At 63.3% G+C, this 25,719-nt stretch carries 27 protein-coding genes; 20 read left to right on the top strand and 7 right to left on the bottom strand.

The genetic code is table 11. The annotated features are described in order from the left end of the window. Positions 1–4: 4 nt before the first annotated feature. From GJ700_RS35995 to GJ700_RS00205, 9 genes are all read left to right on the top strand, one after another. Positions 5–1,651, top strand: a complete 1,647-nt coding sequence (locus GJ700_RS35995) for a methyl-accepting chemotaxis protein (protein WP_154370659.1) — start codon at positions 5–7, stop codon at positions 1,649–1,651. A 93-nt stretch (positions 1,652–1,744) separates the two neighbouring features. Continuing rightward, on the top strand, positions 1,745–3,955 hold the full coding sequence (locus tag GJ700_RS00240; RefSeq protein WP_154370658.1) for a PAS domain-containing sensor histidine kinase: 2,211 nt from the start codon (positions 1,745–1,747) through the stop codon (positions 3,953–3,955). Then, positions 3,955–5,190: a hybrid sensor histidine kinase/response regulator gene (locus GJ700_RS00235; RefSeq protein WP_154370657.1), complete on the top strand. Its 1,236-nt coding sequence runs from the start codon at positions 3,955–3,957 to the stop codon at positions 5,188–5,190. Before GJ700_RS00240 ends, GJ700_RS00235 begins: the two co-directional genes overlap by 1 nt. A 42-nt stretch (positions 5,191–5,232) precedes the next feature. Continuing rightward, positions 5,233–7,464, top strand: a complete 2,232-nt coding sequence (locus tag GJ700_RS00230; RefSeq protein WP_154370656.1) for a two-component system response regulator — start codon at positions 5,233–5,235, stop codon at positions 7,462–7,464. A gap of 9 nt (positions 7,465–7,473) precedes the next feature. Then, complete coding sequence (locus GJ700_RS00225; RefSeq protein WP_154370655.1) at positions 7,474–9,285, top strand: DUF885 domain-containing protein; 1,812 nt, start codon at positions 7,474–7,476, stop codon at positions 9,283–9,285. A gap of 98 nt (positions 9,286–9,383) precedes the next feature. Further along, on the top strand, positions 9,384–9,611 hold the full coding sequence (locus tag GJ700_RS00220; protein WP_154370654.1) for a hypothetical protein: 228 nt from the start codon (positions 9,384–9,386) through the stop codon (positions 9,609–9,611). 82 nt (positions 9,612–9,693) lie between these two features. After that, positions 9,694–10,290, top strand: coding sequence for a helix-turn-helix domain-containing protein (locus tag GJ700_RS00215; RefSeq protein ID WP_154370653.1), 597 nt, complete (start codon positions 9,694–9,696; stop codon positions 10,288–10,290). 59 nt (positions 10,291–10,349) lie between these two features. After that, on the top strand, positions 10,350–10,799 hold the full coding sequence (locus GJ700_RS00210; RefSeq protein WP_154370652.1) for a GNAT family N-acetyltransferase: 450 nt from the start codon (positions 10,350–10,352) through the stop codon (positions 10,797–10,799). Positions 10,800–10,901: 102 nt separating this feature from the next. After that, the gene (locus GJ700_RS00205; protein WP_154370651.1) at positions 10,902–11,540 is read left to right on the top strand and encodes a LysE family translocator; all 639 of its coding nucleotides are present in this window, start codon (positions 10,902–10,904) and stop codon (positions 11,538–11,540) included. A gap of 3 nt (positions 11,541–11,543) precedes the next feature. Here GJ700_RS00205 and GJ700_RS00200 read toward each other — a convergent pair whose 3' ends face one another. Together GJ700_RS00200 and GJ700_RS00195 are read right to left on the bottom strand one after the other, a co-directional pair. Continuing rightward, complete coding sequence (locus GJ700_RS00200; RefSeq protein WP_154370650.1) at positions 11,544–11,732, bottom strand: DUF3606 domain-containing protein; 189 nt, start codon at positions 11,730–11,732, stop codon at positions 11,544–11,546. 78 nt (positions 11,733–11,810) lie between these two features. Further along, positions 11,811–13,130 carry a cation:proton antiporter gene (locus GJ700_RS00195; protein ID WP_154370649.1) on the bottom strand — a complete coding sequence of 440 codons (1,320 nt, stop codon included), beginning with the start codon at positions 13,128–13,130 and terminating at the stop codon, positions 11,811–11,813. Positions 13,131–13,338: 208 nt separating this feature from the next. On the opposite strand from GJ700_RS00195, the gene GJ700_RS00190 reads away from it, so the two are divergent. Genes GJ700_RS00190 through GJ700_RS00155 form a run of 8 tightly spaced genes read left to right on the top strand, consistent with a single transcriptional unit; the run spans position 13,339 to position 18,995 of the window. Then, on the top strand, positions 13,339–14,196 hold the full coding sequence (locus tag GJ700_RS00190) for an urease accessory protein UreD (protein ID WP_195763725.1): 858 nt from the start codon (positions 13,339–13,341) through the stop codon (positions 14,194–14,196). Positions 14,197–14,237: 41 nt separating this feature from the next. Further along, on the top strand, positions 14,238–14,540 hold the full coding sequence (locus GJ700_RS00185) for an urease subunit gamma (RefSeq protein WP_154370647.1): 303 nt from the start codon (positions 14,238–14,240) through the stop codon (positions 14,538–14,540). A gap of 11 nt (positions 14,541–14,551) precedes the next feature. Next, positions 14,552–14,878, top strand: coding sequence for an urease subunit beta (locus GJ700_RS00180; protein WP_154370646.1), 327 nt, complete (start codon positions 14,552–14,554; stop codon positions 14,876–14,878). A gap of 2 nt (positions 14,879–14,880) precedes the next feature. Next, positions 14,881–16,581 carry an urease subunit alpha gene (ureC, locus tag GJ700_RS00175; RefSeq protein ID WP_154370645.1) on the top strand — a complete coding sequence of 567 codons (1,701 nt, stop codon included), beginning with the start codon at positions 14,881–14,883 and terminating at the stop codon, positions 16,579–16,581. Positions 16,582–16,599: 18 nt separating this feature from the next. Next, positions 16,600–17,109: an urease accessory protein UreE gene (ureE, locus tag GJ700_RS00170; protein ID WP_154370644.1), complete on the top strand. Its 510-nt coding sequence runs from the start codon at positions 16,600–16,602 to the stop codon at positions 17,107–17,109. After that, positions 17,109–17,789: an urease accessory protein UreF gene (locus tag GJ700_RS00165; protein ID WP_154370643.1), complete on the top strand. Its 681-nt coding sequence runs from the start codon at positions 17,109–17,111 to the stop codon at positions 17,787–17,789. Before ureE ends, GJ700_RS00165 begins: the two co-directional genes overlap by 1 nt. A 13-nt stretch (positions 17,790–17,802) precedes the next feature. Continuing rightward, positions 17,803–18,429 carry an urease accessory protein UreG gene (gene ureG / locus GJ700_RS00160; protein WP_154370642.1) on the top strand — a complete coding sequence of 209 codons (627 nt, stop codon included), beginning with the start codon at positions 17,803–17,805 and terminating at the stop codon, positions 18,427–18,429. Next, entirely contained in the window at positions 18,426–18,995 is a 570-nt protein-coding gene (locus GJ700_RS00155) for a HupE/UreJ family protein (RefSeq protein ID WP_154370641.1), read from the top strand. Before ureG ends, GJ700_RS00155 begins: the two co-directional genes overlap by 4 nt. A 6-nt stretch (positions 18,996–19,001) precedes the next feature. Here GJ700_RS00155 and GJ700_RS00150 read toward each other — a convergent pair whose 3' ends face one another. Continuing rightward, complete coding sequence (locus tag GJ700_RS00150; protein WP_154370640.1) at positions 19,002–19,610, bottom strand: 1-acyl-sn-glycerol-3-phosphate acyltransferase; 609 nt, start codon at positions 19,608–19,610, stop codon at positions 19,002–19,004. Positions 19,611–19,757: 147 nt separating this feature from the next. Between GJ700_RS00150 and GJ700_RS00145 the strand changes: the two genes are divergently transcribed. Further along, positions 19,758–20,708 (top strand): MBL fold metallo-hydrolase, encoded by a 951-nt coding sequence (locus tag GJ700_RS00145; protein WP_154370639.1) that lies wholly within the window; start codon positions 19,758–19,760, stop codon positions 20,706–20,708. Positions 20,709–20,813: 105 nt separating this feature from the next. On the opposite strand, the gene GJ700_RS00140 is transcribed toward GJ700_RS00145, so the two are convergent. Together GJ700_RS00140 and GJ700_RS00135 are read right to left on the bottom strand one after the other, a co-directional pair. Continuing rightward, entirely contained in the window at positions 20,814–21,869 is a 1,056-nt protein-coding gene (locus tag GJ700_RS00140) for an alkene reductase (protein WP_154370638.1), read from the bottom strand. Positions 21,870–21,891: 22 nt separating this feature from the next. Beyond that, a complete protein-coding gene (locus GJ700_RS00135; protein WP_308700639.1) occupies positions 21,892–22,188 on the bottom strand; it encodes an ArsR/SmtB family transcription factor in 297 nt (98 codons plus the stop codon). Between the two features lie 150 nt (positions 22,189–22,338). Here GJ700_RS00135 and GJ700_RS00130 point away from each other — a divergent pair, with 150 nt between their 5' ends. Next, complete coding sequence (locus tag GJ700_RS00130; RefSeq protein ID WP_154370637.1) at positions 22,339–24,027, top strand: DUF4214 domain-containing protein; 1,689 nt, start codon at positions 22,339–22,341, stop codon at positions 24,025–24,027. A 94-nt stretch (positions 24,028–24,121) separates the two neighbouring features. On the opposite strand, the gene GJ700_RS00125 is transcribed toward GJ700_RS00130, so the two are convergent. Further along, complete coding sequence (locus tag GJ700_RS00125; protein ID WP_154370636.1) at positions 24,122–24,478, bottom strand: DUF1304 domain-containing protein; 357 nt, start codon at positions 24,476–24,478, stop codon at positions 24,122–24,124. A 133-nt stretch (positions 24,479–24,611) separates the two neighbouring features. Between GJ700_RS00125 and sugE the strand changes: the two genes are divergently transcribed. After that, a complete protein-coding gene (gene sugE, locus GJ700_RS00120) occupies positions 24,612–24,926 on the top strand; it encodes a quaternary ammonium compound efflux SMR transporter SugE (RefSeq protein ID WP_154370635.1) in 315 nt (104 codons plus the stop codon). A 4-nt stretch (positions 24,927–24,930) separates the two neighbouring features. Here sugE and GJ700_RS00115 read toward each other — a convergent pair whose 3' ends face one another. After that, positions 24,931–25,707, bottom strand: coding sequence for a substrate-binding periplasmic protein (locus GJ700_RS00115; RefSeq protein WP_154370634.1), 777 nt, complete (start codon positions 25,705–25,707; stop codon positions 24,931–24,933). Positions 25,708–25,719 lie beyond the last annotated feature (12 nt).

Raw genomic sequence — 25,719 nt, 5'->3', positions numbered from 1 at the left:
GCACATGAAAAACCTGACCATCAAAGCGCGGCTGATCGCCGCCATGGCGTTCCTGTCGCTGCTGTTGACCGCAATCGGGCTGGCCGGCATGAACAGCCTGTCGCAGACAAACGCCTCGCTGCAAACCGTGTATGACGACCGCCTGGTGGCGATGGGCATGCTGCACAAGATTAGCGGCGCCCTGCAGCGCAACCAGCTGGACCTGGGCAACGCCGTGGACATGGACCCTGGTCCCGCCGTGCAGCAATTGCTGGCCGACGTACTGGCCCGCCGTACTGAGGTCGACCGCACGTGGGACGGATACATGCAGACTTACCTGACCCCGGAAGAAAAACAGCTGGCGGATACCTTTGGTGCGCACATAATTTCCATGCGACAAAAGGCGATGCAGCCCATGGTGGATGCGCTGGCGGCCGGCGACAAGGAGAAAGCCGCGGCGCTGGTGCACGCGGTGCTGGATCCGTCGATGGCGCAGGCGCTGGCCTCGGTGGAAAAACTGGTGCAATTGCAACTGGATGTGGGACGCCAGGAATATGACGCGTCGCAGGCGCATTACGCCGTGTTCCGCCTGATTTCCATTGCTTCCGTACTCGTGGGCCTGGTGGTGGGCGTGGTCATGGGCTGGTGGCTGCTGCGCGCCATCCTGCAGCCGTTGAAGGAAGCCATCGGCGTGGCGGAAGCCGTGGCCGAGGGCGATTTGTCGCAGCGCATCGACGTGCGCGCCAACGATGAAATGGGCCAGTTGACGCGGGCGCTGGAGCGCATGAGCCGTAGTCTGGCGGGCATCGTGACGCAGGTGCGCTCGGGTACGGAAACCATTGCCATGGCGTCGGGTGAAATCGCGACCGGCAACAGCGATTTATCGGCTCGCACGGAGAGCCAGGCATCGAGCCTGCAGCAGACCGCCAGTTCGATGGAACAGTTGAATGGCGCGGTACAAAACAATACCGCCAACGCCCGCCAGGCGGACCGGCTGGCGCACGAAGCCTCGGCCGTGGCGGTGCGGGGCGGGCAGGTGGTGGCGCAAGTGGTGGCCACGATGGGCGCCATCAATGCGTCGTCCGGCAAGATTGCCGACATCATCGGCGTCATCGACGGCATTGCGTTCCAGACCAATATCCTGGCGCTGAACGCGGCTGTGGAAGCGGCCCGCGCCGGCGAACAGGGCCGGGGTTTTGCCGTGGTGGCGTCGGAAGTGCGCAACCTGGCGCAGCGTTCGGCTGCCGCCGCGCGGGAAATCAAGACCTTGATCGGCGATTCCGTGGCCCAGGTGGGCGAAGGCAGCCGCCTCGTCAACGAAGCGGGCGCCACCATGGGCGAGGTGGTGGGCAGCGTGGAACGGGTCACCCGCATCATGTCGGAAATCCTCACGGCCAGTGAAGAACAGAGCCGGGGCCTGGACCAGATCAACCAGGCCGTGGCGGAAATGGACACCGTGACCCAGCAAAACGCGGCGCTGGTGGAACAGGCATCGGCTGCCGCGGAAGCGCTGCAAGACCAGGCGCGGGAGCTGGAACAGGCCGTCAGCGTGTTCCGCCTGGCGCAACATGCGGAAACGCCTCCCGGAGCGCCATCGCTGCGGGTTGTCAGGGACAGCCGTGCCGAGCCGCTGCTGCTGGCGCGCGCAGTGCGGGAATCCGAGGTGGCGTGAGTGCGACAAAGGATTGGGCCGGGGTGGAAAGGTTGGACTTGCCTGGCGGTTGAACTTATCATTTGTTACGGGCTGACCAATACGGCATGAAAAATGGCAACAGCGACACAGCAGGCATCCGGCGTGGCAGCCGTGCGCCGCGCACGCGCGCGCGGCGAAGTGTCGATTGCATTGCTGGTCAGCGTGGCGCTGACCGCCGTGGTGACGGCCGTGCTGGCCGCCTTTGCCTGCTATTTCTACCTCAGTGAAAAAGAACAGCGCTGGGACCAGTTGCGCCACGGCCTGGCCACCAGCGCCGACGAACTGGCTGCCGCCGTGGCGTTGCCTGTTTGGAACTTCGACGAAGCGCAAATTATCACCATCATGAAAAGCGGCTTGAGCAACCGGGGGCTGCACGCCAGCATGGTGGCCCCGGCAGGCGCCCATCACCCCTATATCCTGCAGCGCAACGAAGCGGGTCAACTGGTGTCCAGCCTGGTGGCGCCGCAAGACCCGGATTTGCTGGTGGAAAAGCGTGACATGATGGTGGAAGGGCAAAGTATCGGCGCCATCACGCTGTACGCGTCGCCCGCGCCGCTGCTGGCGGAACTGCGCCAGCGCAGCGTCGCCATCGCCGGCATGATCGTGGGCCTGGACGTGGCGCTGGTGGGCGGGCTGTACCTGCTGCTGTGGCACGTGATGCTGAAACCTGTGCGCGCCATCGGCCGCTACGCGGTGCTGGTGCAAGCGGGGCTCAATGCCGACGCCACCATGCCGCGCGCGTGGTATTTCGGCGAATTGAAGGGCTTATACGGGGCGATCCGGCAAATGGTGGGGCTGTTACAGCACCGCTATGAAGCCATGCACGCCAGCGAGCAGCGGCTGCAAATCGCCACCCGCGCGGCCGGTATCGGGATCTGGGACTGGAACGTGGAAAGCGGCGTGGCCGACTGGGACGACCAGATGTACCGCCTGTATGGCGCGCGGCGCGATGAAGTGGACTCGCCGGTGCAGCTGTGGCGCGACATGCTGCATCCGGAAGACGTGGCCGACAGCGAAGCGCAATTGCGCCGCGTGCTCGACGGCAGCAGCATCGAAACCGCGCACCAGTTCCGCATCGTGTGGCCGGACGGCTCGGTGCGCCACATCCAGACCGATTCGCTGGTGCTGCGCGCGCCGGACGGCCGCCCGCTGCGCATGGTGGGCGTCAATTACGACATCACGGCCCATAAACTGGCGCAGCAGGAGCTGGAGCGGCACCGCCATCACCTGGAAGAACTGGTGGGCGAGCGCACCCGGGCGCTGTCCGTCGCGGTGGCGCAGGCGCAAGCGGCCAACCAGGCCAAGAGTGTGTTTTTGGCCAACATGAGCCACGAATTGCGCACGCCGCTGCATTCGGTGATCGGCTTTTCGCGGCTGCTGGCCGACGCCCCCCATACGCTGCCGGAAGATCGCCGCAACCTGTCCATCATCCATGGCTCCGGCCAGCATTTGCTGGTGCTGATCAACGATATCCTGGAACTGTCCCGCATCGAAGCGGGCCGCGCGCAATTGCAGGCCGATGTCTTGCTGTTGCCGGAAATGGTGCAGGACGTGGCGGACATGGTCAGCGTGCGGGCGTCGCAGGCGGGCCTGAAACTGATCCTCGACAGCGTTGGATTGCCGCCGCGGGTGCGGGTCGACGGCACCAAGCTGCGCCAGGTGTTGCTGAACCTGATGTCGAACGCCGTGAAGTTCACGCGGGCAGGCAGCGTCAGGCTGGAAGCGCGCGCCGCGCGCGACGATGCGGGCGGGTGGCTGCTGTCGTTTGCCGTCAGCGACACGGGCCCCGGCATCGCGCCGGCCGACCAGCAGCGTATCTTTGAACCCTTTGTCCAGGCGGGCCACGGCGGCGCGGTCGAGGGAACGGGACTGGGGCTGGCGATTTCACGCGAATTCGTGCAATTGATGGGGGGCACCCTGGCCGTGCAGTCGGCGCCGGGACAGGGCGCCACGTTCCGTTTTTCCGTCACGGCCGAAGGCGTACATTCCGGCCAGCTGGTTTTGCCCTCGGCCGCGCCGGCCGACAGCGCGATGCCGCAGCCCGGACCGGCGGCCGGCCTGTCGGCGCAGCAATTGGCCCGCCTGCAGCCCTCCGTCCGGCAGGCGCTGCGCGAAGCCGTGCTGCAATTGAATTTGCAGCACGTGCGCGATTTGCTGGCGCCGCTGCCGGAAGAACTGGATGACGTGGTGGCCGGCATCGAAGCCATGCTGCAGCAGCACGCCTATCCGCAACTGTGCTCCTTGCTGGGTGAACAGGGCATCGACATGCAGGAGCAAGCCTGATGAATCAAGGCGCGACCGAAGGTGAAATCCTGGTGGTGGAAGACACGCCCGCCTCGCTCAAACTGCTGAGCGAATTGCTGGGCAATGCGGGCTACATGGTGCGACAGGCGCCCGATGGCGAGCTGGCCCTGTGGAGCGCCCATGCGCGGCCGCCGGAACTGATCCTGCTCGATATCCGCATGCCGGGCATCGATGGCTATGAAGTGTGCCGCCGGCTGAAAGCGGACCCGCAATTGCACGATACGCCCGTGATTTTCCTGTCGGCGCAATATGACACGGACGACAAGGTGCGGGGATTCCAGGCGGGCGCGGTGGACTTCATCGCCAAGCCGTACCAGTCGGAAGAAGTGCTGGCCCGTACCCGCGCCCACATCCGCCTGGCCCGCACCAAGGCGGCGCTGGAAACCAGCAATACGGAATTATCGCGCGCGCTGGACGAATTGAAATCGGCCCGGCAGGAAATCATGCGCTCGGAACGGCTGGCGGCGCTGGGCGCGCTGGTGGCCGGCATTGCCCATGAATTGAATACGCCGATCGGCAATTCCGTGCTGGCGGCCAGCGCGCTGGATGACCGGGCCCGGGAATTCTTCGCCAATATCGGCCAGGGCTTGCGGCGCTCGGACCTGGAGCGCTTCGGCGCCGACACCACCAAGGCCACGGGCCTGATGCTGCGCAGCCTGCACCGGGCGGCTGACCTGATTGAATGTTTTAAACAGGTGGCGGTGGACCAGACCAGCTCGCAGCGCCGGGAATTCGATCTGGCCACGCTGGTCGACGGCATGGCGAAAACACTGGGACCCTCGCTGCGCGACGCGGGCGTGGCGCTGGACATCGATGCGGCGCCCGGTGTGACGATGGACAGCTACCCGGGCGCGCTGTGCCAGATCATCACGCAACTGACGCGCAATACGCTGGTGCATGCGTTCGCGCCCGGCACGGGCGGGGCCATCCAGGTCAAGGTGTGGGCCGACGGGACTGCCGCGTGCCTGGAGTTTTCCGATAACGGCGTCGGCATTCCGCCCGACCATATGGTCCGCGTGTTCGAACCGTTTTATACCACCCGCATGGGCGAGGGCACGGGCGGGCTGGGACTGCATGTGGTGCATAACCTGATCGCCAATGTGCTGGGTGGCACCATCGAAGTGCACAGTGGCGGCGAGCGGCCGGGCGTCTGGTTCGACATGCGGTTGCCGATGAGCGCGCCAGCGCTTGGGGCATCGTCGAATCTGTGGTAGCGTTGCAGGGTTTTTACTGGACGGGCGCGGCGAAAGGGAGCAATGCGGCAGGATCAAGTAATCGGGCACACCGCCGGGCCATCGGCGGGGCAGGCGTCCAGGGGCGAAGTGCTGATCGTCGAAGACACGGCGGCGTCGCTGAAGCTGTTGAGCGACTTGCTTACGGGCGCCGGTTATTACGTGCGGCAGGCGCCGAATGGCGAGCTGGCGCTGTGGACCGCCCAGTCACGTCCCCCGGAACTGATTTTGCTCGATGTGCGCATGCCCGGCATGGATGGCTACGAAGTATGCCGCCGCCTGAAGGCCATGCCCGGCTTGCTCGACGTGCCCGTGATCTTCCTGTCGGCCCAGCACGATACGGACGATAAATTGCGCGGCTTTGCGCTGGGCGGCGTGGATTTCATCGCCAAGCCGTTCCAGGCCGAGGAAATCCTGGCCCGCACGGATGCCCAGGTGCGCTTGCGGCGCGCCCAGCAGGCGCTGGCGGCCGAACGCGCCCACCTGGAAGAACGGGTGATGCAGCGCACGGCGGAACTGGCCGCCGTGGCCATGTCGCTGGAGGCGGAAGTGGGGCTCCGCCGCGCCAACGAAGATGCGCTGCGCCTGGCCGGCCAGGTGTTTGCCGCCACGCGCGACGCCATCGTGATCACCGACGCCGCCGGCAACATGGTGGCCGTCAATCCCGCCTTTACCCGTATTACCGGCTACACGGCCGACGAGGCGATGGGCCAGCCCGTCACCATGCTGCGCACGGCGCAGGGCGGCAACGCGTATGGCAGCATGGTGCAAGCCATCAACGCCAGCGGCCACTGGTCCGGCGAAATGACGGCGCACCGCAAGGGCGGCGGCATGTACACGGGACTGCTCAGCGTCTCCACCGTGCAGTCGGCCGATGGCGCCATTGAAAACTTCATTGTCGCCTTCATCGACATGACGGAGCGGAAAGCGGAACAGCACCTGATCGATTTCCTGTCGTACCACGATGCGTTGACGGGACTGCCGAACCGCACGCAGGCGCGCAGCCGCTTCGACGAATTGCTGGCCGCTTGCGGTCCTGACCAGTGCGTTGCCGTGCTGTGCCTGGACCTGGACCGCTTCAAGAGCATCAACGATTCGTATGGCGCGGCCATCGGCGATGAAGCGCTGAAGACGGTGGCGCGCTTCCTGCGCAGCTGCGTGCGCGAAGGCGACATGGTGTCGCGCCACGGCGGCGACGAATTCCTCGTCATGGTGGCGGACGACCTGCAATGCAGCGTGACGACCGCGATGGCGGAAACCATTCTTAACGGCTTGCGGCGCGATTTCCCGGTCGAGGGCCACGCGGTGGCGCTGACCACCAGTATCGGCATCGCCACGGCGCCGGCGGACGGCGCCACGCTCGATGAACTGGTGCAGCACGCGGAAATGGCGCTGTTCCGCGCCAAGGACCTGGGGCGCGATGGCTATGCCTTCTACACGGAAGGCATGGATGCGGACGTCCGCCGCCGGCTGGCGCTGCAAAGCCAGTTGCGGGGCGCGGTGGCGCGCGGCGAATTTTCCGTCCATTACCAGCCGCAGGTGTGCCTGCGCACGGGGCGCATGACGGGGGCGGAAGCGCTGCTGCGGTGGCATAACGTGGTGCTGGGCCAGGTGCCGCCGGGGCAATTCATCCCCGTGGCGGAAGAGTATGGCTTGATCAATTCGATCGGCGTGTGGGTGCTCGATACCGTGTGCCAACAAATCCGCGCGTGGCAAGACCAGGGGCTGGGCGACGTGCGCGTCGCGGTGAACCTGTCGGGCAGCCAGTTCGGCCACGCGGACACGGTGCCGCTGGTGGAAGAAACCCTGGCCCGCCACGGCGTGCCGCCATCCTGCCTGGGGATTGAAATCACGGAAGGCTGCGTGATGGGCGACCCGGACAAATCCGTCGGCGCGCTGCGCCGTTTGAAAGCCATCGGCGTCGGTATTTCGCTGGACGATTTCGGTACCGGCTATTCGTCGCTGGCCTACCTGAAGCGCTTCCCCATCGATGTGCTGAAAATCGATAAATCGTTTGTCGATGACGTGGCCCACGCGGCCAGCGATGCCGCGATTGCCCTGTCGGTGATTTCACTGGCCCATAACCTGAACATGCGGGTGGTCGCGGAAGGCGTGGAAACGCCCGAGCAAGCCCGTTTCCTTGCATCGCACGGCTGCGATGCGATGCAAGGCTATTTGTACAGCCGTCCGCTGACCGCGGCCGACTTCACTTCGCTGCTGCGCCACCCGCGCTCGTTAGACCTTGACCAGGAATAGGACACCCCCATGAAGAAAACCAGCGCCGCTATCGCGGCAGCACTGCTGTGCGCGGCAACCTGTGCCGCCGTATCCGCCACCGCCGCCACTACCGCCCACGCCCATGCTGCGGTGGCCCCGGCGGTTTCCGCCGCCACCCGCGCGGCAGATGCGAAGTTCAAGGCGATCTATACGCAGGAATGGAAGTGGCGCCAGCAGCAAAAGCTGGAAGACGACGAAGACGATGACAACGCCATCAGCGCCATGCTGCCGAAGGTCGATGCGGCCACGCAGCAGGCGCGCCTGGCCTACTGGCAGGGCGTGATGAAAAAGCTGGACGGCGTGGCGCCGGCCCGGCTGTCGAACGACGAGCGTATCAATTACCTGGTGTACCGCGCGCAGATCGGCGCGCTGATCGACAACCAGCGTTTCCGCGAATATGAAAAACCGCTCAATGCGGATTCATCGTTCTGGTCCAACATGGCGGGCGAGGCGCGCAAGACCTTCCGTACCTTGCCGGAATACCGCAACTACGTGGCGCAGTTGAATGACGTGCCCCGCTACTTCCGCGAAGAGATGGCGAACATGCGGGCGGGCCTGAAGCGGGGCTTCACGCCGCCGAAAGTCACGCTGCTGGGCCGTGAAGGGTCGCTGAAGTCCGTGGTGGATGAAAAAGATGCGACCAAGCTGGTGTTTTATAAACCGTTCCGCGACATGCCGGCGTCGATCCCCGCCGATGAGCAGGCGAAATTGCGCGAAGCGGCGCTGAAGGCCATCCGCGAAGCCGTGGTGCCCGCGCACGCGGCCTTGCTGGCGTTCATGCGCGATGAATACATTCCGGGCGCGACGGAAGCGCTGGCCGCCACCAGCCTGCCGGACGGCAAGGCGTATTACCAGTCGAAGATCACGGAATACACGACGACGTCGTTGTCCGCCGACCAGATCCACGAGATCGGCCTGAAGGAAATGGCGAAGATTCGCGCGGAAATGCTGGACGTCATGAAGCAGGTGAAGTTCGACGGCGACTTGCCGGCCTTCCTGCACTTCCTGCGCACCGACCCGCAGTTCTATGCGAAGACGCCGGAAGAACTGCTGATGCGCGCCGCGTATATTTCCAAGCGCTTTGACGGCAAGGTGGCCGACTACTTCGGCTACCTGCCGCGCAAGCGCTTTGCCATCATTCCCGTGCCGCCGGAACAGGCGCCGTTTTACACGTCGGGCCGCGGCGGTCCGGGCGTGTACCTGGTGAACACCTACAACCTGCCATCGCGCGCGCTGTACAGCATGCCGGCGCTGACCCTGCACGAATCCGCGCCGGGCCACGCGTTCCAGATGCCGATTGCGCTGGAACTGAAAGGCCGCCCGGAATTCCGCAAGGCATATATCTCGGCGTTTGGCGAAGGCTGGGCGCTGTACACGGAACGCCTGGGCGTGGAAATGGGCATGTATGAAACCCCGTATGAAATCTTTGGCATGCTGAGCTACCAGGCCTGGCGCGCGTCGCGCCTGGTGGTCGACACCGGCGTGCATGCGAAAGGCTGGACCCGCGAACAGGCACAAGCCTACCTGCGCGACAACACGGCGCTGTCGAACCACGAAGTGGAAACGGAAGTCGACCGCTACATTTCGTGGCCGGGGCAGGCGCTGTCCTACTACCTCGGTGAAATGGCGATCTTCGAAGCGCGCCAGCGCGCGGAAAAAGCGCTGGGCGCGAAATTCGATATCCGCAACTTCCACGACACGGTCCTGAACCTGGGTTCCGTGCCGCTGCCTGTGCTGCAGGCGCGTATCGATGCGTTTATCGCGGACGGGGGCAAGAGCCCTTATCCGAAGGACGAGTAATCGTTCTCACAGTGTGTCCGGCCGGATAGGTGGCGCTGCATGGCGCCGCCTGCGGCTAGACTGGCCGGGCACCTCCGCAAACCGTCATCCCAAACATTATGCCGAGCAAAATCATCCACCGCGGTGTTCCCATCGTCACTCTTGCCGAGGACGAAGCCATGCTGGAGCACTGCGTGCCCAACTGCATCGCCATCCGTCATGACGACGCGGGGTGGTGGACGTGTTTCATCGGCGAGAATGGCGAAGTCGATTGCTACGACGAACCTTATCCCAACCGCGACCAGGCGATCTGGGCTGCGAAGGCTGCTGCTGAGTTTGGTATTTAAATAAAGCGTTGGGAGCATGCAAAATCTGTAGGGAAAGATGGTCGGCAGTATACTGGATTGAAATTTCCAGTATAATGATTGCATGGATATCAATACAATCATTTCCCGCCGCGTACGTGAGCTTCGCGATGCGCTGGGACTTTCGTTGGATTCCCTGGCAACACGTAGCGGGGTGAGCCGATCCAACATTTCACTTATCGAGCGTGGACAGAGCAGTGCATCGGCCACCGTTCTCGACAAACTCGCAGCAGCCCTTGGCGTCACGCTTTCCGCGCTGTTTGAAGACAGCAATTCCCCAGCCACCGCGCCGTCGCCAGTGTCTCGCCAGGCAGAGCAACTCGTGTGGACCGATCCTGCGTCGGGTTACCAGCGGCGCAAACTCTCGCCCGCTGCTCCATCGCCGATTCAACTCGTGGAAGTCACTTTTCCGCCCGGTCAACGCGTCGTCTACGATGCGATCACGCGCGACGCGGACCTGAATCAACAGATTTGGATGATCGATGGCATCATGGAAATAAGCGTTGGGAGCCAGCATTGGCGCCTGACCGCCGGTGATTGTCTTGCCATGCAACTGGATCAAGCCATTGTCTATTTCAATCCCGAGCAATCACCTGCGCACTATATCGTTGCGCTGACGACTTTCCCCATCAAACCAGTCAAGCGAAATGAAGTCGGGTAGCCACGCTTGCCTAACATGAACGCCATTGACGACCACTATCAGAGGCAGAAGGATCAGGAATGCAATTTCAACTGGAATCACCAAACCAACCGGAAATTATTTCGCTCATTGCCGAGCTTGATGCCTATCAGGACACCTTATATCCAGCGGAGGCCCGATACGCGCTCGATCTGACTACGCTGGAAAGGGAAAACGTGCTGTTTGTCGTTGGACGTGCCGATGACGGAGCCGCTGTTGCATGTGGCGCTGTCGTACTGGATGGTGAGTCCGGGGAATTGAAACGCATGTTTGTGCGCCCGGCCAGTCGCGCGCAGGGGGCGGCGGCGCAGGTGTTGGCGCAACTCGAAGTCGAATCGGTAAAGCGGGGGTGTCGGTTGATAAGGCTCGAAACCGGACCATATCAACTTGCGGCGCTGGCGTTTTACACGAAGCATGGTTTTCAGACCTGCGGCGCGTTCGGCGACTACCCTGAACATCCATTGAGCGTGTTCATGCAAAAGCGACTCTGAGAAATTCATCGGTGGCCCTGCGCTACATGCGTTAGACCTGTTGATGCTGAATTGTTGCTTTCATCCACCTGCAAGCCCCTGTAACAACACGGGAGAAATCACATGATCGAAGTCACATCCCTGCTCAGTATCGCGGTAGCCCTTTGCATCGGCGCAGTAAGCCCTGGCCCGAGTTTTCTGATGGTGGCAAAGACCGCCGCATCAGCGGGCCGCTCAAACGGCTTGCATGCCGCTCTCGGCATGGGCCTCGGCACATTGATTTTTGCGGTTTTATCGCTGCTTGGCTTGAATGCCGCATTCGTCGCCGTACCTGCGCTTTATCTTGCATTAAAGCTTATCGGCGGCCTCTATCTTGCATACCTGGGGTTTCGTATCTGGCAAGGAGCAACGCAGCCGCTTGACGTCTCGATTAACGCCACGTCGGACCGTTTGACGAGCCGCGGTCAAAGTTACTTGTTGCTTGGCCTTGTCACGCAAATGAGTAACCCAAAAACCGCAATAGTGTATGCGAGTGTCTTCGCGGCGTTCCTGCCCGCTACGCCCAGCATACAATACAATTTTACGGTTGTTTCGTTAGCATTCGTTATCGACGCTGGCTGGTACGCCATTGTTGCGACAGTTTTATCCTCCAACGGACCAAGAGGCGCCTACCTTTCCTACAAAAAATGGGTGGACCGTCTGGCTGGCGGCATCTTGGGTGGATTGGGGCTAAAGCTTGCAGTCTCTGCCGGTCAGCACTGAGGCTCAGCTTCCCGGCGCCGCGAAGTAGGCGCGGATATCGGCCACCCGCGCCCCGACTGCCTGGATCGCTTGCGCCAGGCGTTCGCGCGGGACGCCCAGTTCGCGGGTCCAGTAAGCCAACTCGGATTCCACCAGCACGTTGATGCGCTCGTTGGCTTCCGGCTCGGATTCCAGTACGTTGTCGTGTGCCATGATTACCTCCCTATTGCGAGGCTTAAGTGTGCGCGTTTCGACGGCAGTGACCGTGCGGTGCACCACGCACGGGGAGATTCAGCGGTCCGGCCAGAACCTGTCGAACAATGGTTTGACGCTGGTGCCGTGCACAAGGATGGACAGCATGATGGTGACCAGCGTGATGTCCATCAGCGTGCTGGCGAGCACGGCAGGCACGCCGTGGTTGATGGCAAACATCAGGTAATACACGGAACCGATGCCCCGCACGCCGAACCATGCGGCAATCCCCTTGACCCTTCCGCGCACGCCCGCGCCCGCCAGTCCGAGATACACGCTCAGCGGCCGCGCCACCACAAACAGGAACAAGGCCGTACTCCACGTGCGCCAGTCCCACGTGTACAGTGAAATCGCGGCGCCCAGCAACAGCACCAGCGTCAGTTCCGACAAGCGCTCGAGGTGTTCCTTGAAAATCAGCGACTCGCCGCTGACGGTGAGCGGCGCGTCGGCCGGGGCCGCCGCGTCGCCGCCGGCCTCGGCGTTATCGGCCCGCGCGGTGGACGGCGGCGCCGACTTCAATAAACCGTGGCGGTCGCGCGGCATGCCGGCCAACGTCAATTCCGCTTGCCGCAGCGCGACGCCGGCAAAGAACACGGCCAAAAATCCCCACGCATGCAGCCACACGCTGACGCCGTACACGACGGCAATCAATCCCAGTCCGACGAAATCGTCCAGCACTTCATGGCGCGGATCGCGGCCGCGCAGCGCCCAGCCGGCGCGCGCCAGCAGCGTCCCGCCCGCCACGCCGATGGCAATTGCCGCGCACGTGGCATACAGCACGTCTACCACTGCCCAGCGCCAGCCGAAGTCACCCAGGTCATGCAAACCCAGCAAACCCAGGCCCAGCATCACGAGGGGAAAGGCGCTGCCATCGTTCATGCCTGCTTCGCACGTCAGTGCAAAGCGCAGCTTGTCGCGGTCGCCCGCATGGCGTACTTGCACGTCGGTGGCCAGCACCGGGTCGGTCGGGGCCAGGATCGCCCCCAGCAGGATGGCCGCGCCGGGCGGCAATTCCAGCACGCTCCACGCGAACAGGGCGACCAGTGCGACGGAGATCGCCATCGACAGGAACGCCAGCCGGATCGACGCCTGCCAGCGTTGCCATGTGAACGGCACCGGCATTTTCACGCCGGCGGAAAACAGGGAAATCAGGACCGCCAGTTCCGCCATGGTTTCCAGCAGAGGCGCTTGCGCCAGTGGATTGACGGTAAACACGCCCAGTACGGCGGGACCCAGCACGAGGCCGACGCCGAGATAAACGATGGCTGATGTCACGGGCAGCCGCGCCAGCGTGGTGGCTGCCAGTCCGCGTGCCAGCATCAGGCAGCCGATCAGCATGAACCAGAGGTAAGCAGTCATGCTGTCCCACTATACGCGCCGGTGAGTACGGCCCGCGTCCCGTTTCCATGCGGCATCAAAATTGGCGTGCGCCGCCGTGGTGCATGCACTCGTAGACTGAGCCATTTTGGTGCATCGCGCCGAGAGAATTGCAGTTATCAGCTGGCATAGTTTTTGCGGTAATCATGCACAGGAGACCAGGAAACATATGCCGGACAATCGCGATCAGATGCCACATGCAGCAAGCCATTCCGCTGGTAGCGGTAACGGCTGGCTGGCGCAATTGTCGCTGGCCTTTGGCCGCGACGGCGCCGCCACGCGCCTGACGGGCCGCCGCCACCACGGTCCGCTGCGCGTGCAAAAGCCGCTGTATCCGGAAGGGCCGGAAATCTGCCACACGATCGTGATCCACCCGCCGGGCGGCGTGGTCGGCGGCGACCGGCTGGCGCTTGATGTGCAGGCCGGCGCTGGCGCGCACGCGGTGCTGACCACGCCGGGCGCCGGCAAGTGGTACCGCGCCAATGGCAAGACGTCGGGCCAGCACGTGCAATTGTCGGCAGGCCCGGACGCCACGATCGAATGGCTGCCGCAGGAAAGCATTTTTTATGACGACGCCGATGTCGAACTGGAGCACAGTGTGGAACTGGCCGAGGGCGCATCTTACCTGGGCTGCGAAATCCTGTGCATGGGGCGGCGCGCGTCGGGCGAGTCATTCAACCGTGGCCGCATCCGCCAGCGCACGCGCATCCGCCGCGCCGGCAAATTGCTGTGGTGGGAGCAGGGCGTGCTGACGCCGCAATCGATCGCCAGTCCGCTGGGACTGGCGGGACAGACCGTCTGCGCCACTTTGCTGGCAGTGGGCCAACTGCCAGCCAACGGCCTGTTGCAGGCGCTGCGCGCACTGGGCAGCGAAGGCCCCGGCGATAACCGCTGGGGCGCGACGATGGCCGGCAAGCACGTGCTGGTGGTGCGCCACCTGGGCCACGACAGCGAAGCGGCGCGCGAACTGATGCTGGCCGCCATGCGTATCGTGCGGCCCGAACTGCTGGGACGCCCGGCGCTGACGCCACGCAGCTGGCGCACGTGACGGCACTTACAAGCAGACACAAGGAGACACAAGGAGACCCGATGGACCTGACCCCACGCGAAAAAGACAAGTTACTGATATTTACCGCCGCGCTGCTGGCGGAACGGCGCCGCGCCCGGGGCCTGAAGCTCAACCACCCGGAAGCGGTGGCGCTGATCACGGCCGCCATCATGGAAGGGGCGCGCGACGGCAAGAGCGTGGCCGAGCTGATGGACGAAGGCACGCGCATCCTGGGCCGCGCCGACGTGATGGACGGCGTGCCCGAAATGATTCCGGATATCCAGGTTGAAGCCACGTTCCCCGATGGCAGCAAGCTGGTGACCGTGCACCACCCGATACCTTGAAGGAGGACACCATGATCCCTGGTGAAACCATACTGGAAGAAGGCGAAATCGGCCTCAACAAAGGCCGCGAAACCGCCGTCGTCACCGTCGCCAACCGTGGCGACCGCCCCGTGCAGGTCGGGTCCCATTTTCATTTTTTTGAAGTCAATCCCGCGCTGTCGTTCGAGCGGTGGAAAGCCTATGGCATGCGGCTCAATATCGCGGCCGGCACCGCCGTGCGCTTCGAACCGGGCCAGCAGCGCACGGTGGAACTGGTGAAACTGGGCGGCGGGCGCGAAGTGTATGGCTTCAATGGGGCCGTCAACGGAAAACTCTCCGATACCCCGCCCAAAGGATAACCATGGCGACAATTTCCCGCGCAGCCTATGCTGAAATGTATGGCCCGACAGTGGGCGACCGCATCCGCCTGGCCGATACGGAACTGTTCATTGAAATCGAACAGGACTACGCGATCTATGGCGAAGAAGTGAAGTTTGGCGGCGGCAAGGTAATCCGCGACGGCATGGGCCAGTCGCAGCGCCCGCATGCGCAAGTGATGGATACCGTCATCACCAATGCCGTCATCATCGACCACTGGGGCATCGTCAAGGCCGACATCGGTTTGAAAGATGGCTTGATTGCCGCCATCGGCAAAGCCGGCAACCCCGATATCCAGCCCGGCGTTACCATCGTGATCGGCGCCGCCACGGAAATCATTGCCGGTGAAGGCATGATCGTGACGGCCGGCGGTATCGATTCGCACATCCACTTCATTTGCCCGCAACAGATCGATGAAGCCTTGATGAGCGGCGTCACCACGATGATCGGCGGCGGCACGGGACCGGCCGTGGGTACGGCCGCCACCACGTGCACGCCGGGGCCGTGGCACATCCACGCCATGCTGTCGGCGGCCGACGCTTTCCCCATGAACCTGGGCTTCCTGGGTAAAGGTAACGTGAGTTTGCCGCTGCCGCTGGAAGAACAGATCGCGGCCGGCGTGATCGGCCTGAAGCTGCACGAAGACTGGGGCTCGACGCCGGCCGCCATCGACAATTGCCTGTCCGTGGCGGACCGCCACGACGTGCAGGTGGCGATCCACAGCGATACGCTGAACGAGGGCGGCTTCCTCGAACATACGCTGGCCGCATTCAAGGACCGCACCATCCACACCTTCCACACGGAAGGGGCGGGGGGCGGCCATGCGCCGGACATCATCGCGGCCGTGGGGCAGGGCAACGTGCTGCCATCGTCGACCAACCCCACCCGCCCGTACACCGTCAACACGCTGGACGAACACCTTGACATGCTGATGGTGTGCCACCACCTCGATGCCGCCATCGCGGAAGACGTGGCGTTCGCGGAATCGCGCATCCGCCGCGAAACCATCGCGGCCGAAGACATCCTGCACGACATCGGCGCGATTTCCATGATGTCGTCCGATTCCCAGGCCATGGGCCGGGTCGGCGAAGTGGTGCTGCGCACGTGGCAGACGGCGCACAAGATGAAAGTGCAGCGGGGCCCGTTGGCGGAGGATTCCAGCCGCAACGACAACTTCCGTGTGAAACGCTATATCGCCAAGTACACCATCAACCCCGCCATCACGCACGGCGTCTCGCATGTCGTCGGTTCGCTGGAACCGGGCAAGCTGGCCGATATCGTGCTGTGGAAGCCCGCGTTCTTTGGCGTGAAGCCGTCGATGATCCTGAAAGGCGGCATGATCGCGGCCGCGCAAATGGGCGATCCGAATGCGTCGATTCCCACGCCGCAGCCGGTGCATTACCGCCCCATGTTCGGCGCGTTTGGCGGCGGCCTGAAAAAATCCGTCACCTTCGTGTCGCAGGCGGCGTTCGATGCCGGTATCGGCGAGCGGCTCAAACTGAACAAGCCCGTGATGGCGGTGAAAAACATGCGCACCCTGCGCAAGCGCGACATGGTGCACAACGGATTGACGCCGGTGATGGAAGTCGATCCGGAAACCTATGAAGTACGGGCCGACGGCCGTTTGCTGACGTGCGATCCGGTGGCCGTGCTGCCGATGGCGCAGCGTTATTTTCTGTTCTAAGAATATTGGGAGACTTCGATGCTGACGTTGCATACCAAGGTGCGTGATGCTGCGCACGTGTACGCGCAACTGGTGTTGCCTTATGAATTGCGGGAAAAGTCCCGCTTGCGCGCCGTGCTGTCGAACGGGCAGGAAGCGGCCGTGTATACCGCGCGCGGCACCGTCTTGCGCGACGGCGACTTGCTGGCGGGCGAAGATCCCGCCACCGTGGTGCAGGTGGTGGCGGCCAGCGAACCGGTGTACAAGGTCACGTGCGCCGATGCGCACGCCTTGCTGCGCTGCGCTTTCCATCTCGGCAACCGCCACACACAGGCGCAATTGGGCGACGGATATTTACGCATCCGCGCCGATACCGTGCTGAAGGACATGCTGCTGGGACTGGGCGCGTCGGTGGAAGACGAGCAGGCCCCGTTCGAACCGGAGGCGGGCGCGTATGGCGGCGGCCACCATCATGGCCATGACCACGGGCATCCGCTGGCGCCGATCCCCGCGCGGCAGAAAATCCACCGGCCGTCGGACCCGCGCTGATGCAAGCGGCCGCCCTGTTAAACCTGCTGCAATTCGCCAGCCCCGCGCTGCCGATCGGCGCCTACAGTTATTCGCAAGGCCTGGAAGGCGCGCTGGAGGCGGGACTGGTGACCGATGCGGCCAGCGCCGGTGCGTGGATCACGCGCCAGTTGCACGACGTGGTGGCGCAATGGGATGCCCCCGTCTGCTGGCGTTTGATGCACGCGTTTTCGCGCCGCGATGCGGATGCGGTGGCGGCGTGGAGCGAACGCTACCTGGCGTCGCGCGACACGGCGGAATTCCGCGCCGAGAGTTTGCAGATGGGCTATTCGCTGTCGCGGCTGGTGGCGGAACTGGGCATCGCCGATCCGGACATGGCGGGCATGCTGCCGCCCGAGACGGAAACCACGTTGCCGGTCGCCTATGCGTGCGCCGTGGCGGCGCTGGATATTCCACCCCAGGAAGCGCTGCTGGCCATGCTGTTTGCGTGGGCGGAAAACCAGGTGCTGGTGTGCGTGAAATCCGTGCCGCTGGGGCAGGTGGCGGGGCAGCGCATGCTGCTGTCGCTGCGCGACGAAATCGCCGCCGCCGCCCGCCATGCGCAACAGGTGGCCGACGACGACATGGGCAACTGGGCGCCCGCGCTGTCGCTGCTGTCGATGCGTCATGAAACCCAGTACAGCCGGCTGTACCGATCATAAACAAGGAAACACTATGACTACTTCGAATCCCCTGCGGGTCGGCATCGGCGGCCCGGTCGGCTCCGGCAAGACCGCGCTGTGCGAAATGCTGTGCAAGGGCATGCGCGACCATTACGACATGGCCGTCATTACCAACGATATCTATACGCGGGAAGACATGGAAATCCTGCTGCGCGCCAACGCGCTGCCGGCCGACCGCCTGATGGGTGTCGAAACGGGCGGCTGTCCCCATACCGCCATCCGCGAAGATGCATCGATCAACCTGGAAGCCATTGCCCGCATGCAGGCGGATTTTCCGGACCTGGACTTGATCCTGGTGGAATCCGGCGGCGACAACCTGGCGGCCACCTTCAGTCCCGAATTGTCGGACTTGACGATTTACGTGATCGACGTGGCGGGCGGCGAAAAGATTCCCCGCAAGGGCGGCCCCGGCATCACGCGCTCGGACCTGCTCATCATTAACAAGACGGACCTGGCGCCGTACGTCGGCGCCAACCTCGACATCATGGCGCAGGATGCCAAGCGCATGCGGGGAGAGCGTCCATTCCTGTTCACGAATTTACGCAGCGGCGAAGGCGTGCCGGCTGTGATTGACTTTATCCGCAAGCAAGGCTTACTGGACCTGGAGGAATTGCCATGACGAACCGTTACCGACACCACGCCGTACTGGCAATGCTGCTGGCTTCGTGCGCCGCGCCCGCGCTGGCGCATCCGGGCTGGCACGATGGCGCACTGGCGGCGGGTTTGCTGCATCCGATGACCGGGTGGGATCACCTGCTGGCCATGGCGGCGGCCGGCCTGTGGAGCGCGCGCCAGCCACAGGGGCATCGTTTGTTGCCGGTGTTCCTGGCGGCAATGCTGCTGGGCGCGGCGGCGGGGATGGCGGGTTTTGCCATGCCGGGTCTGGAAACGGGAATCGCCGCCACGGTGGTGGCTTGCGGTCTGTTGCTGGCGGCCGCCACGGTGTGGGTGCCAGCGCCGGGGACGGCGGCGCCATTGTTGCCGTTCGCGGCGTTTGCCGTGTTTGCCGCCCTGCACGGTAATGCCCACGGCCTGGAATTGCCGCTGGCCAGCGCGGCCGGTTATCTGGCGGGCAGCGCGTTGTTGCTGGTGGCTGGACGGCGGCTGGGCGCGTGGGTCTCGGCGCGCATGCTGCGGATGGCCGGCGCCGGCATCGCGGTCGCGGGCGTGCTGATGCTGGCTTAAGTTGGCTTAGTTCGGCTTCTTGTCGGCAAACACGATCGGCGCCGCATCTTCCGGATGCAAGCCCTCGTGCCCGGCAAAGCCGGCGCGGATCGCGGCCAGGTCGGTTTCCTGGTCGCCCGTCAGGAACACGTGGTCGCGCACGGCGAGGATCTTGTTCGGGTAATCGAGGTACACCAGGCACAGCGGTACTTTGGCCGCCAGCGCCAGGTGATAAAAACCGCTTTTCCAATGGGGGCGGTAGCCGCGCGTGCCTTCCGGCGTGATGCCGACCCAGTACCAGTCCGCCGCGTTCATGCGGTCGGCCTGGCGTTGGATCATGCCGGTCTTGGCGCTGCGGTCGACCGGGTCGCCACCCATGGCGACGAACCAGCGGCCCAGCACGGGAATCTTGAACAGGGAATCCTTGGCCAGCCAGCGGAACGGCAAATTCAATGCCCATTTGCCAAGAATGCCGATGATGAAATCCCAGTTCGACGTGTGCGGATAAATCACGCAGATGCCGCGCGGGCCGGGCAGGGGACGGTACAGCATGCGCCAGCCGAACAAGTTCAGCACGCGCAGCGCCAGGCGTTGTCCGGCCCCGGGCAGCTCGGCTGGTTTTACTTCGTCTTGCATGGTGTACTCCAACAAAAAAATGCGCCCGGGATTCTATCGTTGCCGACAAGCTACGGCAAGAACTGTGTCGCGGGTGTGGTGTTTCTGCATGTTTCTTGTTTCTAAGCTATCTTAGCGATTCAGATAACATTATTTGAGGGACACACGATGTTGAAATGCCTGACCAAGACCTGCGTCGCGATTGCCGCCGCAGTTGCCTGTACCGCCGCTTCCGCCGCCGCGCCCATGGTCAAAGCCCAGGGACCGGGCTATTACCGGATGATGCTGGGCGACTTTGAAGTAACGGTGCTCAACGATGGTACGGTGGAATTGCCGGTTGATCAGATTTTGCACCAGCCTGCCGCGAAAACCCAGAAAGCGCTGGAAAAATCTTTCCTGAAAGCGCCGCTGGAAACGTCCGTCAACGGTTTCCTGGTCAACACCGGCAGCAAGCTGGTGCTGATCGACACGGGCGCGGCTAACCTGTTCGGCCCGACGCTGGGCAACCTGGCGGCCAGCCTGAAAGCGTCCGGCTACCAGCCGGAACAGGTCGACGAAGTCTATATCACGCACTTGCACGGCGACCACGTCGGCGGACTCGTGAAAGATGGCAAAGCCGTGTTCCCGAACGCCGTGGTGCGCGCCGACAAGCACGACACGGATTTCTGGCTCAGCAAGGTCAACATGGAAAAAGCGCCGCCGCAAATGAAGGGGTTCTTCCAGGGCGCGATGGTGTCCATCGGCCCGTACAGCGATGCGGGCAAACTGGTGCCGTTTGAAGGCGACACCGACCTCGTGCCTGGTGTCAAGGCGGTCGGCAGCCATGGCCATACGCCGGGCCACACGACGTACGTGGTGGAAAGCCGTGGCCAGAAACTCGTGCTGATCGGCGACCTGATGCACGTGCAGGCCGTGCAGTTCGACGATCCGTCCGTGACGATCCAGTACGACACGGACGCCAAGGCGGCGCTGGCGCAGCGCAAGGCCGCATTTGCGGAAGCGGCCAAGCAGGGCTACCTGATCGGCGCGGCGCACCTGCAATTCCCGGGTGTGGGGCACCTGCGGGCGCAGGGCAAGGGCTATACGTTCGTACCCGTGAACTACACCGTGCCGCGCTAAAAGCAACCCCGCGACGTGTTTTGAAATCGCGGCGCCAACTGCGTAACCGGCGTCAATGCGGCGCAAGCATGGCGGCTTCCGCTGCGCGGAAACCGCCCTACGGATTTACCCCAACGCAGGGTAATCGATATACCCCTCCGCCATCCCCCCATAGAACGTCTCCGGCTTCGCCGCATTCAGCGGCGCATTGTCGCGCAAGCGGCGCGGCAAGTCCGGGTTGGCGATGAAGGCTTTGCCCCATGCCACCGCATCCGCTTCACCAGCGGCAATGATGCGCTCCGCGGTATCCTTGTCCATCTTTTCGTTGGCAATATAAATGCCGCCGAATTCCTTCTTGATCAGCGGGCCCAGGCTGTCGTCGCCGACCGCTTCGCGCGCGCAGATGAACGCGATGCCGCGCTTGCCCAGTTCGCGCGCCACGTAGCCGAAGGTGGCCGCCGGGTTGGAATCGCTCATGTCGTGCGAATCGCGGCGCGGCGCCAGGTGCATGCCCACGCGGCCCGCACCCCAGACTTCGATGGCGGCGTCCGTCACTTCCAGCAGCAAACGGGCGCGGTTTTCAATCGGGCCGCCATAGGCATCCGTGCGTTTATTCGTGCCGTCTTGCAGGAACTGGTCCAGCAGGTAGCCGTTGGCGCCGTGGATTTCCACGCCGTCGAATCCGGCCAGCTTGGCGTTTTCCGCTCCCTTGCGGTAAGCGGCGATGATACCGGGAATTTCGTCCAGCGCCAGCGCGCGCGGCACGGGATACGGACGCTGCGGACGCAGCAGGCTGACGTGGCCGGCGGCGGCGATCGCGCTCGGTGCGACAGGCGCTTCGCCATTCAGGAAACTGGGGTCGGAAATGCGGCCCACGTGCCACAGTTGCAGGAAAATCTTGCCGCCGGCCGCATGCACGGCGTCTGTCACGACTTTCCAGCCTGCGACTTGCTCGTCGGACCAGATGCCCGGCGTATCGGCATAGCCGACGCCTTGTGGCGTGACGGCCGTCGCTTCCGACAGGATCAGGCCGGCCGAGGCGCGCTGCACATAGTATTCCGCCATCAGCGCATTGGGCACGCGGTCGCCGCCCACGGCGCGCGAACGGGTCAGCGGCGCCATGATCACGCGGTTGTTCAGGGTCAGGTCGCCGATTTTCAGGGGTTCAAACAGGTTTGCCATGGTGAGTTTCCTTGAGGTGACTTCATAGTCCGTCATTCATATGCCCGATGAACGCCTGGATCACTTCGTCGTTGCGCTTGAAGAAATTCCACTGCCCGACCCGCTGTACCGTCACCAGCCCCGCCTTTTGCAACGTGGCGAGGTGGGCCGACACAGTCGACTGCGACAAGCCGGTGCGCTGGTCGATCAGGCTGGCGCACACGCCAAACGTCAGCGGGTGGGCCTGATCGGCGAAATACGCTTCCGGCTGTTTCAGCCAGGCCAGTATCTGGCGCCGCACGGGGTTGGCCAGCGCCTTGTGGATGGCATCGATATCCATGTTCATGTCAGTGTTCATCGAAAACTTCCGATGTCAATATCGTTAAAGTCCGATACCAACATCGACATACTACGATATATTGGAAAAACGTGCAGGGACCTGTTCAAAAGGTGCATACTTGTTGGCAATAAATAAAAATAAGAGGTGATCATGTGGAATGTCGCCATCAAATATGACGATCCTCAAAATTTCCTCGCCGACAAGACCTTGTTCAGTGGTGCGCTGCAGTCGGTGGTCAATTACCTGAACACGTTCATCCAGGGCAGTGCAACCCTGGACCTGACCGTGCAGGTATCGCAAACATCGACCGGGCGCTTTGCCGGCGGCGGTGCAGTGTATACCGAATCGTCCGCAGGCGGGCTGACCTATGTGTTGGCCAGCGCCGCGCGCGAACTGGGGGGCGGGGCCAACCAGAACGCGGGGTCGGCCGATCTCACGATTTATGTCGACCCCACCAGCACCTATTTCCAGTCGCTGTCATTCGACACCAACCCCTACCTGGCTAGCCGCAACGTGCCCTCCAACATGACGGACGGGCAGACGGTGTTGCTGCATGAAATCATGCACGGGCTGGGTTTCGGTTCCTACCGCAATTTTTCCACCGGCGCTTATGGCGGCAGCACGCGCACCTTGCTGGACAAGTACACGGTGCAGTCGGGCGCCAGCTACCTGCTGGCCAGCCCGACCTTTGCGCTGTATGGCGTGAAGCCAGTGGAAATCACCAGCACGTCCGTATCGCAAAACTATGCCCACCTTGCCAACCTCAACAACGTCACCAATGGCTATGTCGACGATTTGATGAATGGCTTGTACTTTTACCTGGGCAACCGCTACTACATGAGCCAGCTCGACCTGATGGTGCTGCGCGACCTGGGCTTCAATGTGACGATACCGGAAACCCTGCCGCTGTCGTATTCCGCGCTGACCGGCAAAGGCCAGGTGACGCCCACCATCGTGGCGCAAGGCTCCGTCAGCCTGGCCAGCAACCTGGTGAAAGTGTCCGGCACGTCGGCGCCGGGGGCGTCGACCAGCGTGCTGGAACATGGCAAATTGCTGGGCACCACGACCGCCGGGGTGGACGGGCACTGGTCGCTGGACGTGGTGGCCGATCCCGCGCTGGCGGCAAGCAGCCTGGTGGCGCGCGACGGCAGCCACGCCATCGATTCCGCCTTGCTGGCGCTGGGGCGTGGCAGCGGCAACCTGCACCTGTATGCATCGGATGTGTACCTGAATTTGCTGGGCGGCGCCGGCAAGGATGTGTTCACGCCAGGCGAGCGCACGGTGCGCATCGATGGCGGCGCCGGCGTCGATACCGTGGAATACAGCGGCGTCCGCGGCGCCTACACGGTGGCGGTGTCGGCCGGGGGTATCAATGTCACGGACGGGCTGGGCGTCGACCAGTTGACCGGGATCGAGCGGCTGCATTTCGCGGACGGGAACGTGGCGCTGGATACCGGGGCCGCCGTGGCGGGGCAGGCCTACCGCATCTACCAGGCGGCATTCAACCGCACGCCGGATGCGGCCGGCGTAGGGTATTGGATCAGTGTGATGGACCAGGGCGCCAGCCTGCGCGAGGTGGCCGCCGCCTTTGTGCGGTCGGAAGAATTCCTGGCGCGCTATGGCGCCAATCCCACCAATGACGAGATCGTTACGCGCTTCTATGAAAACGTGCTGCACCGGGCGCCGGAGCCGGGAGGCTACCAGTACTGGCTCAACGTCCTCAACAACAAGGAAGCGACGACTGCCGAAGTGCTGGCGTATTTTGCCGACGGCCCGGAAAACGTGGCGGCGGTCGCCACGGTGATCGGCAATGGCTATTCGTACATCCCATACGGCTGACAGGCCGCTGGACACGACTCAACCCGTATCGCCAACCCTGCCGGCGTCAACGCGGCGCACGCACGGCGGGTTTGTAAAACCCGCCCTACGGATTTCAAGCCAACAGTAAAGCCAGCCCCACGACGGCAGGCACGGTCTGCACGAACAGGATACGGGTCGATACTGTGGCTGCACCCCAAATCCCGGCCACGGCCACGCACGCCAGCCCGAACAAATTGAACGCCCGCGCCACCGCCGCATCCGGATACAGCAAGCCCAGCGCCAGCGCCGCCACCAGGAAGCCGTTATAGCAACCCTGGTTCGACATGGCCGGTTGCACGATCTCAGCCTTTTCCGCAGTCAGGCCGAACACGCGCCGTCCCCGCGTGCGGAACAGCACGGTTTCCAGCAGCACGATATACACGTGGATCAGCAGCACAACAATGGTGACGAGCTTTGCGGCGAACGGCATGGCGGTCTTCCTTTATATGTGAATAATCAACAAATGATATACTTTTCCCCATTGCCTGCGGGGACGGCCCCGCATCATTAGAGGGTTTACACGGGTAACTGATTGGCGGGGACGGCCTTGCCTGGAGAATGGCATGGCATGGGTATGGCTTTTCATTGCAGGGTTGCTGGAAATCGGCTGGGCTGTCGGCTTGAAGTACACGGAAGGATTCACCAGGCTGGTGCCGTCCGCGTTGACCCTGGCGTCGATGGCGGGCAGCGTCGGCTTGCTGGGCGTGGCGCTGAAGGATTTGCCGCTGGGCACGGCGTATGCCGTGTGGACGGGGATCGGCACCATCGGGACGGCGCTGTTCGGCATTGTCGTGCTGGGTGAACCGTCCGGCACGCTGCGCCTGGTCTGTATTGCGCTGATCACGTGCGGCATCCTGGGGCTGAAGCTGGCGCATTGACACGTCAGGGCGGGTTCGTCACCGAGGTCCAGCGCTCATAGATGCGGTTCAATTCGCCATTTCTTTGCAATTTTTGCAGCGCCTGCTGCATCAGTTGCGCGGCCTGCGCATCGGTCTTTTTACTGATCCAGAAATAAATCGGTTCTTCTTTCAGTATGGCCGGCAAGATCCGCACCTTCTCCTGCAGGCGCTGCTCGCGGATCAGCCAGACCAGGGTCATCTCGTTCATATAGACGAAGCGGCCGTGGCCGCCGAGGATCTTGCGTAAATTCGTCACGTTGTCGCCCGTGCTGTCGTCCACTTCCAGGCCCAGTTGCCGCAACTGCTCGGAATACGCGGCGCCGCGCGACGTGGTGATCAGGGGTTTCAGCTTGACGAGATCGTCGATGGACTCGACCACGGCCTTGTCCGTGGCGGTGGCCGCCAGCCGGTGCTTGACGGTATACAGGCGCACGGACTGGTAGGCGATCTTGCGCCGCTTGTCGGAATCGAGCAGGGCGCAGGCGGCATGCACGGCGCCCGTTTCCAATCCCTGTTCGATCACGGGAACGGAGCGGAATTCGTCATGGCCAGTGAATTTCAGGCGGGGCTCCGCCTTTTCCATGGCGGACAGGATATCGGGGCAGATGCCTTCCAGGCCGCCGCTGTCTTTGGCGACCCACTTGGGCGGAATACTTTCCTGGCCCAGGATACGGACGGCAATCGTGTGCGCCTGGCTATTCATGGCCAGGCTGAACAGTACAGCACCTGCAAGCGGCGGCAGCGGGTGAGGCATTGGCATGTTGTTCTCCTG

The organism is Pseudoduganella rivuli (assembly GCF_009674485.1).
Taxonomy (GTDB): domain Bacteria; phylum Pseudomonadota; class Gammaproteobacteria; order Burkholderiales; family Burkholderiaceae_D; genus Rugamonas; species Rugamonas rivuli_B.
The sequence above is the reverse complement of the archived record's forward strand: the minus strand, read 5'-3'. Positions and strand labels throughout refer to the sequence as shown.

What these genes read in the sequence shown, in the direction of transcription:
- GJ700_RS35995 (WP_154370659.1), top strand. Translation starts at nt 5, where the DNA reads ATGAAAAACCTGACCATCAAAGCGCGGCTGATCGCCGCCATGGCGTTC.
- GJ700_RS00240 (WP_154370658.1), top strand. Translation starts at nt 1,745, where the DNA reads ATGGCAACAGCGACACAGCAGGCATCCGGCGTGGCAGCCGTGCGCCGC.
- GJ700_RS00235 (WP_154370657.1), top strand. Translation starts at nt 3,955, where the DNA reads ATGAATCAAGGCGCGACCGAAGGTGAAATCCTGGTGGTGGAAGACACG.
- GJ700_RS00230 (WP_154370656.1), top strand. Translation starts at nt 5,233, where the DNA reads ATGCGGCAGGATCAAGTAATCGGGCACACCGCCGGGCCATCGGCGGGG.
- GJ700_RS00225 (WP_154370655.1), top strand. Translation starts at nt 7,474, where the DNA reads ATGAAGAAAACCAGCGCCGCTATCGCGGCAGCACTGCTGTGCGCGGCA.
- GJ700_RS00220 (WP_154370654.1), top strand. Translation starts at nt 9,384, where the DNA reads ATGCCGAGCAAAATCATCCACCGCGGTGTTCCCATCGTCACTCTTGCC.
- GJ700_RS00215 (WP_154370653.1), top strand. Translation starts at nt 9,694, where the DNA reads ATGGATATCAATACAATCATTTCCCGCCGCGTACGTGAGCTTCGCGAT.
- GJ700_RS00210 (WP_154370652.1), top strand. Translation starts at nt 10,350, where the DNA reads ATGCAATTTCAACTGGAATCACCAAACCAACCGGAAATTATTTCGCTC.
- GJ700_RS00205 (WP_154370651.1), top strand. Translation starts at nt 10,902, where the DNA reads ATGATCGAAGTCACATCCCTGCTCAGTATCGCGGTAGCCCTTTGCATC.
- GJ700_RS00200 (WP_154370650.1), bottom strand. Translation starts at nt 11,732, where the DNA reads ATGGCACACGACAACGTACTGGAATCCGAGCCGGAAGCCAACGAGCGC.
- GJ700_RS00195 (WP_154370649.1), bottom strand. Translation starts at nt 13,130, where the DNA reads ATGACTGCTTACCTCTGGTTCATGCTGATCGGCTGCCTGATGCTGGCA.
- GJ700_RS00190 (WP_195763725.1), top strand. Translation starts at nt 13,339, where the DNA reads ATGCCACATGCAGCAAGCCATTCCGCTGGTAGCGGTAACGGCTGGCTG.
- GJ700_RS00185 (WP_154370647.1), top strand. Translation starts at nt 14,238, where the DNA reads ATGGACCTGACCCCACGCGAAAAAGACAAGTTACTGATATTTACCGCC.
- GJ700_RS00180 (WP_154370646.1), top strand. Translation starts at nt 14,552, where the DNA reads ATGATCCCTGGTGAAACCATACTGGAAGAAGGCGAAATCGGCCTCAAC.
- ureC (WP_154370645.1), top strand. Translation starts at nt 14,881, where the DNA reads ATGGCGACAATTTCCCGCGCAGCCTATGCTGAAATGTATGGCCCGACA.
- ureE (WP_154370644.1), top strand. Translation starts at nt 16,600, where the DNA reads ATGCTGACGTTGCATACCAAGGTGCGTGATGCTGCGCACGTGTACGCG.
- GJ700_RS00165 (WP_154370643.1), top strand. Translation starts at nt 17,109, where the DNA reads ATGCAAGCGGCCGCCCTGTTAAACCTGCTGCAATTCGCCAGCCCCGCG.
- ureG (WP_154370642.1), top strand. Translation starts at nt 17,803, where the DNA reads ATGACTACTTCGAATCCCCTGCGGGTCGGCATCGGCGGCCCGGTCGGC.
- GJ700_RS00155 (WP_154370641.1), top strand. Translation starts at nt 18,426, where the DNA reads ATGACGAACCGTTACCGACACCACGCCGTACTGGCAATGCTGCTGGCT.
- GJ700_RS00150 (WP_154370640.1), bottom strand. Translation starts at nt 19,610, where the DNA reads ATGCAAGACGAAGTAAAACCAGCCGAGCTGCCCGGGGCCGGACAACGC.
- GJ700_RS00145 (WP_154370639.1), top strand. Translation starts at nt 19,758, where the DNA reads ATGTTGAAATGCCTGACCAAGACCTGCGTCGCGATTGCCGCCGCAGTT.
- GJ700_RS00140 (WP_154370638.1), bottom strand. Translation starts at nt 21,869, where the DNA reads ATGGCAAACCTGTTTGAACCCCTGAAAATCGGCGACCTGACCCTGAAC.
- GJ700_RS00135 (WP_308700639.1), bottom strand. Translation starts at nt 22,188, where the DNA reads ATGGATATCGATGCCATCCACAAGGCGCTGGCCAACCCCGTGCGGCGC.
- GJ700_RS00130 (WP_154370637.1), top strand. Translation starts at nt 22,339, where the DNA reads ATGTGGAATGTCGCCATCAAATATGACGATCCTCAAAATTTCCTCGCC.
- GJ700_RS00125 (WP_154370636.1), bottom strand. Translation starts at nt 24,478, where the DNA reads ATGCCGTTCGCCGCAAAGCTCGTCACCATTGTTGTGCTGCTGATCCAC.
- sugE (WP_154370635.1), top strand. Translation starts at nt 24,612, where the DNA reads ATGGCATGGGTATGGCTTTTCATTGCAGGGTTGCTGGAAATCGGCTGG.
- GJ700_RS00115 (WP_154370634.1), bottom strand. Translation starts at nt 25,707, where the DNA reads ATGCCAATGCCTCACCCGCTGCCGCCGCTTGCAGGTGCTGTACTGTTC.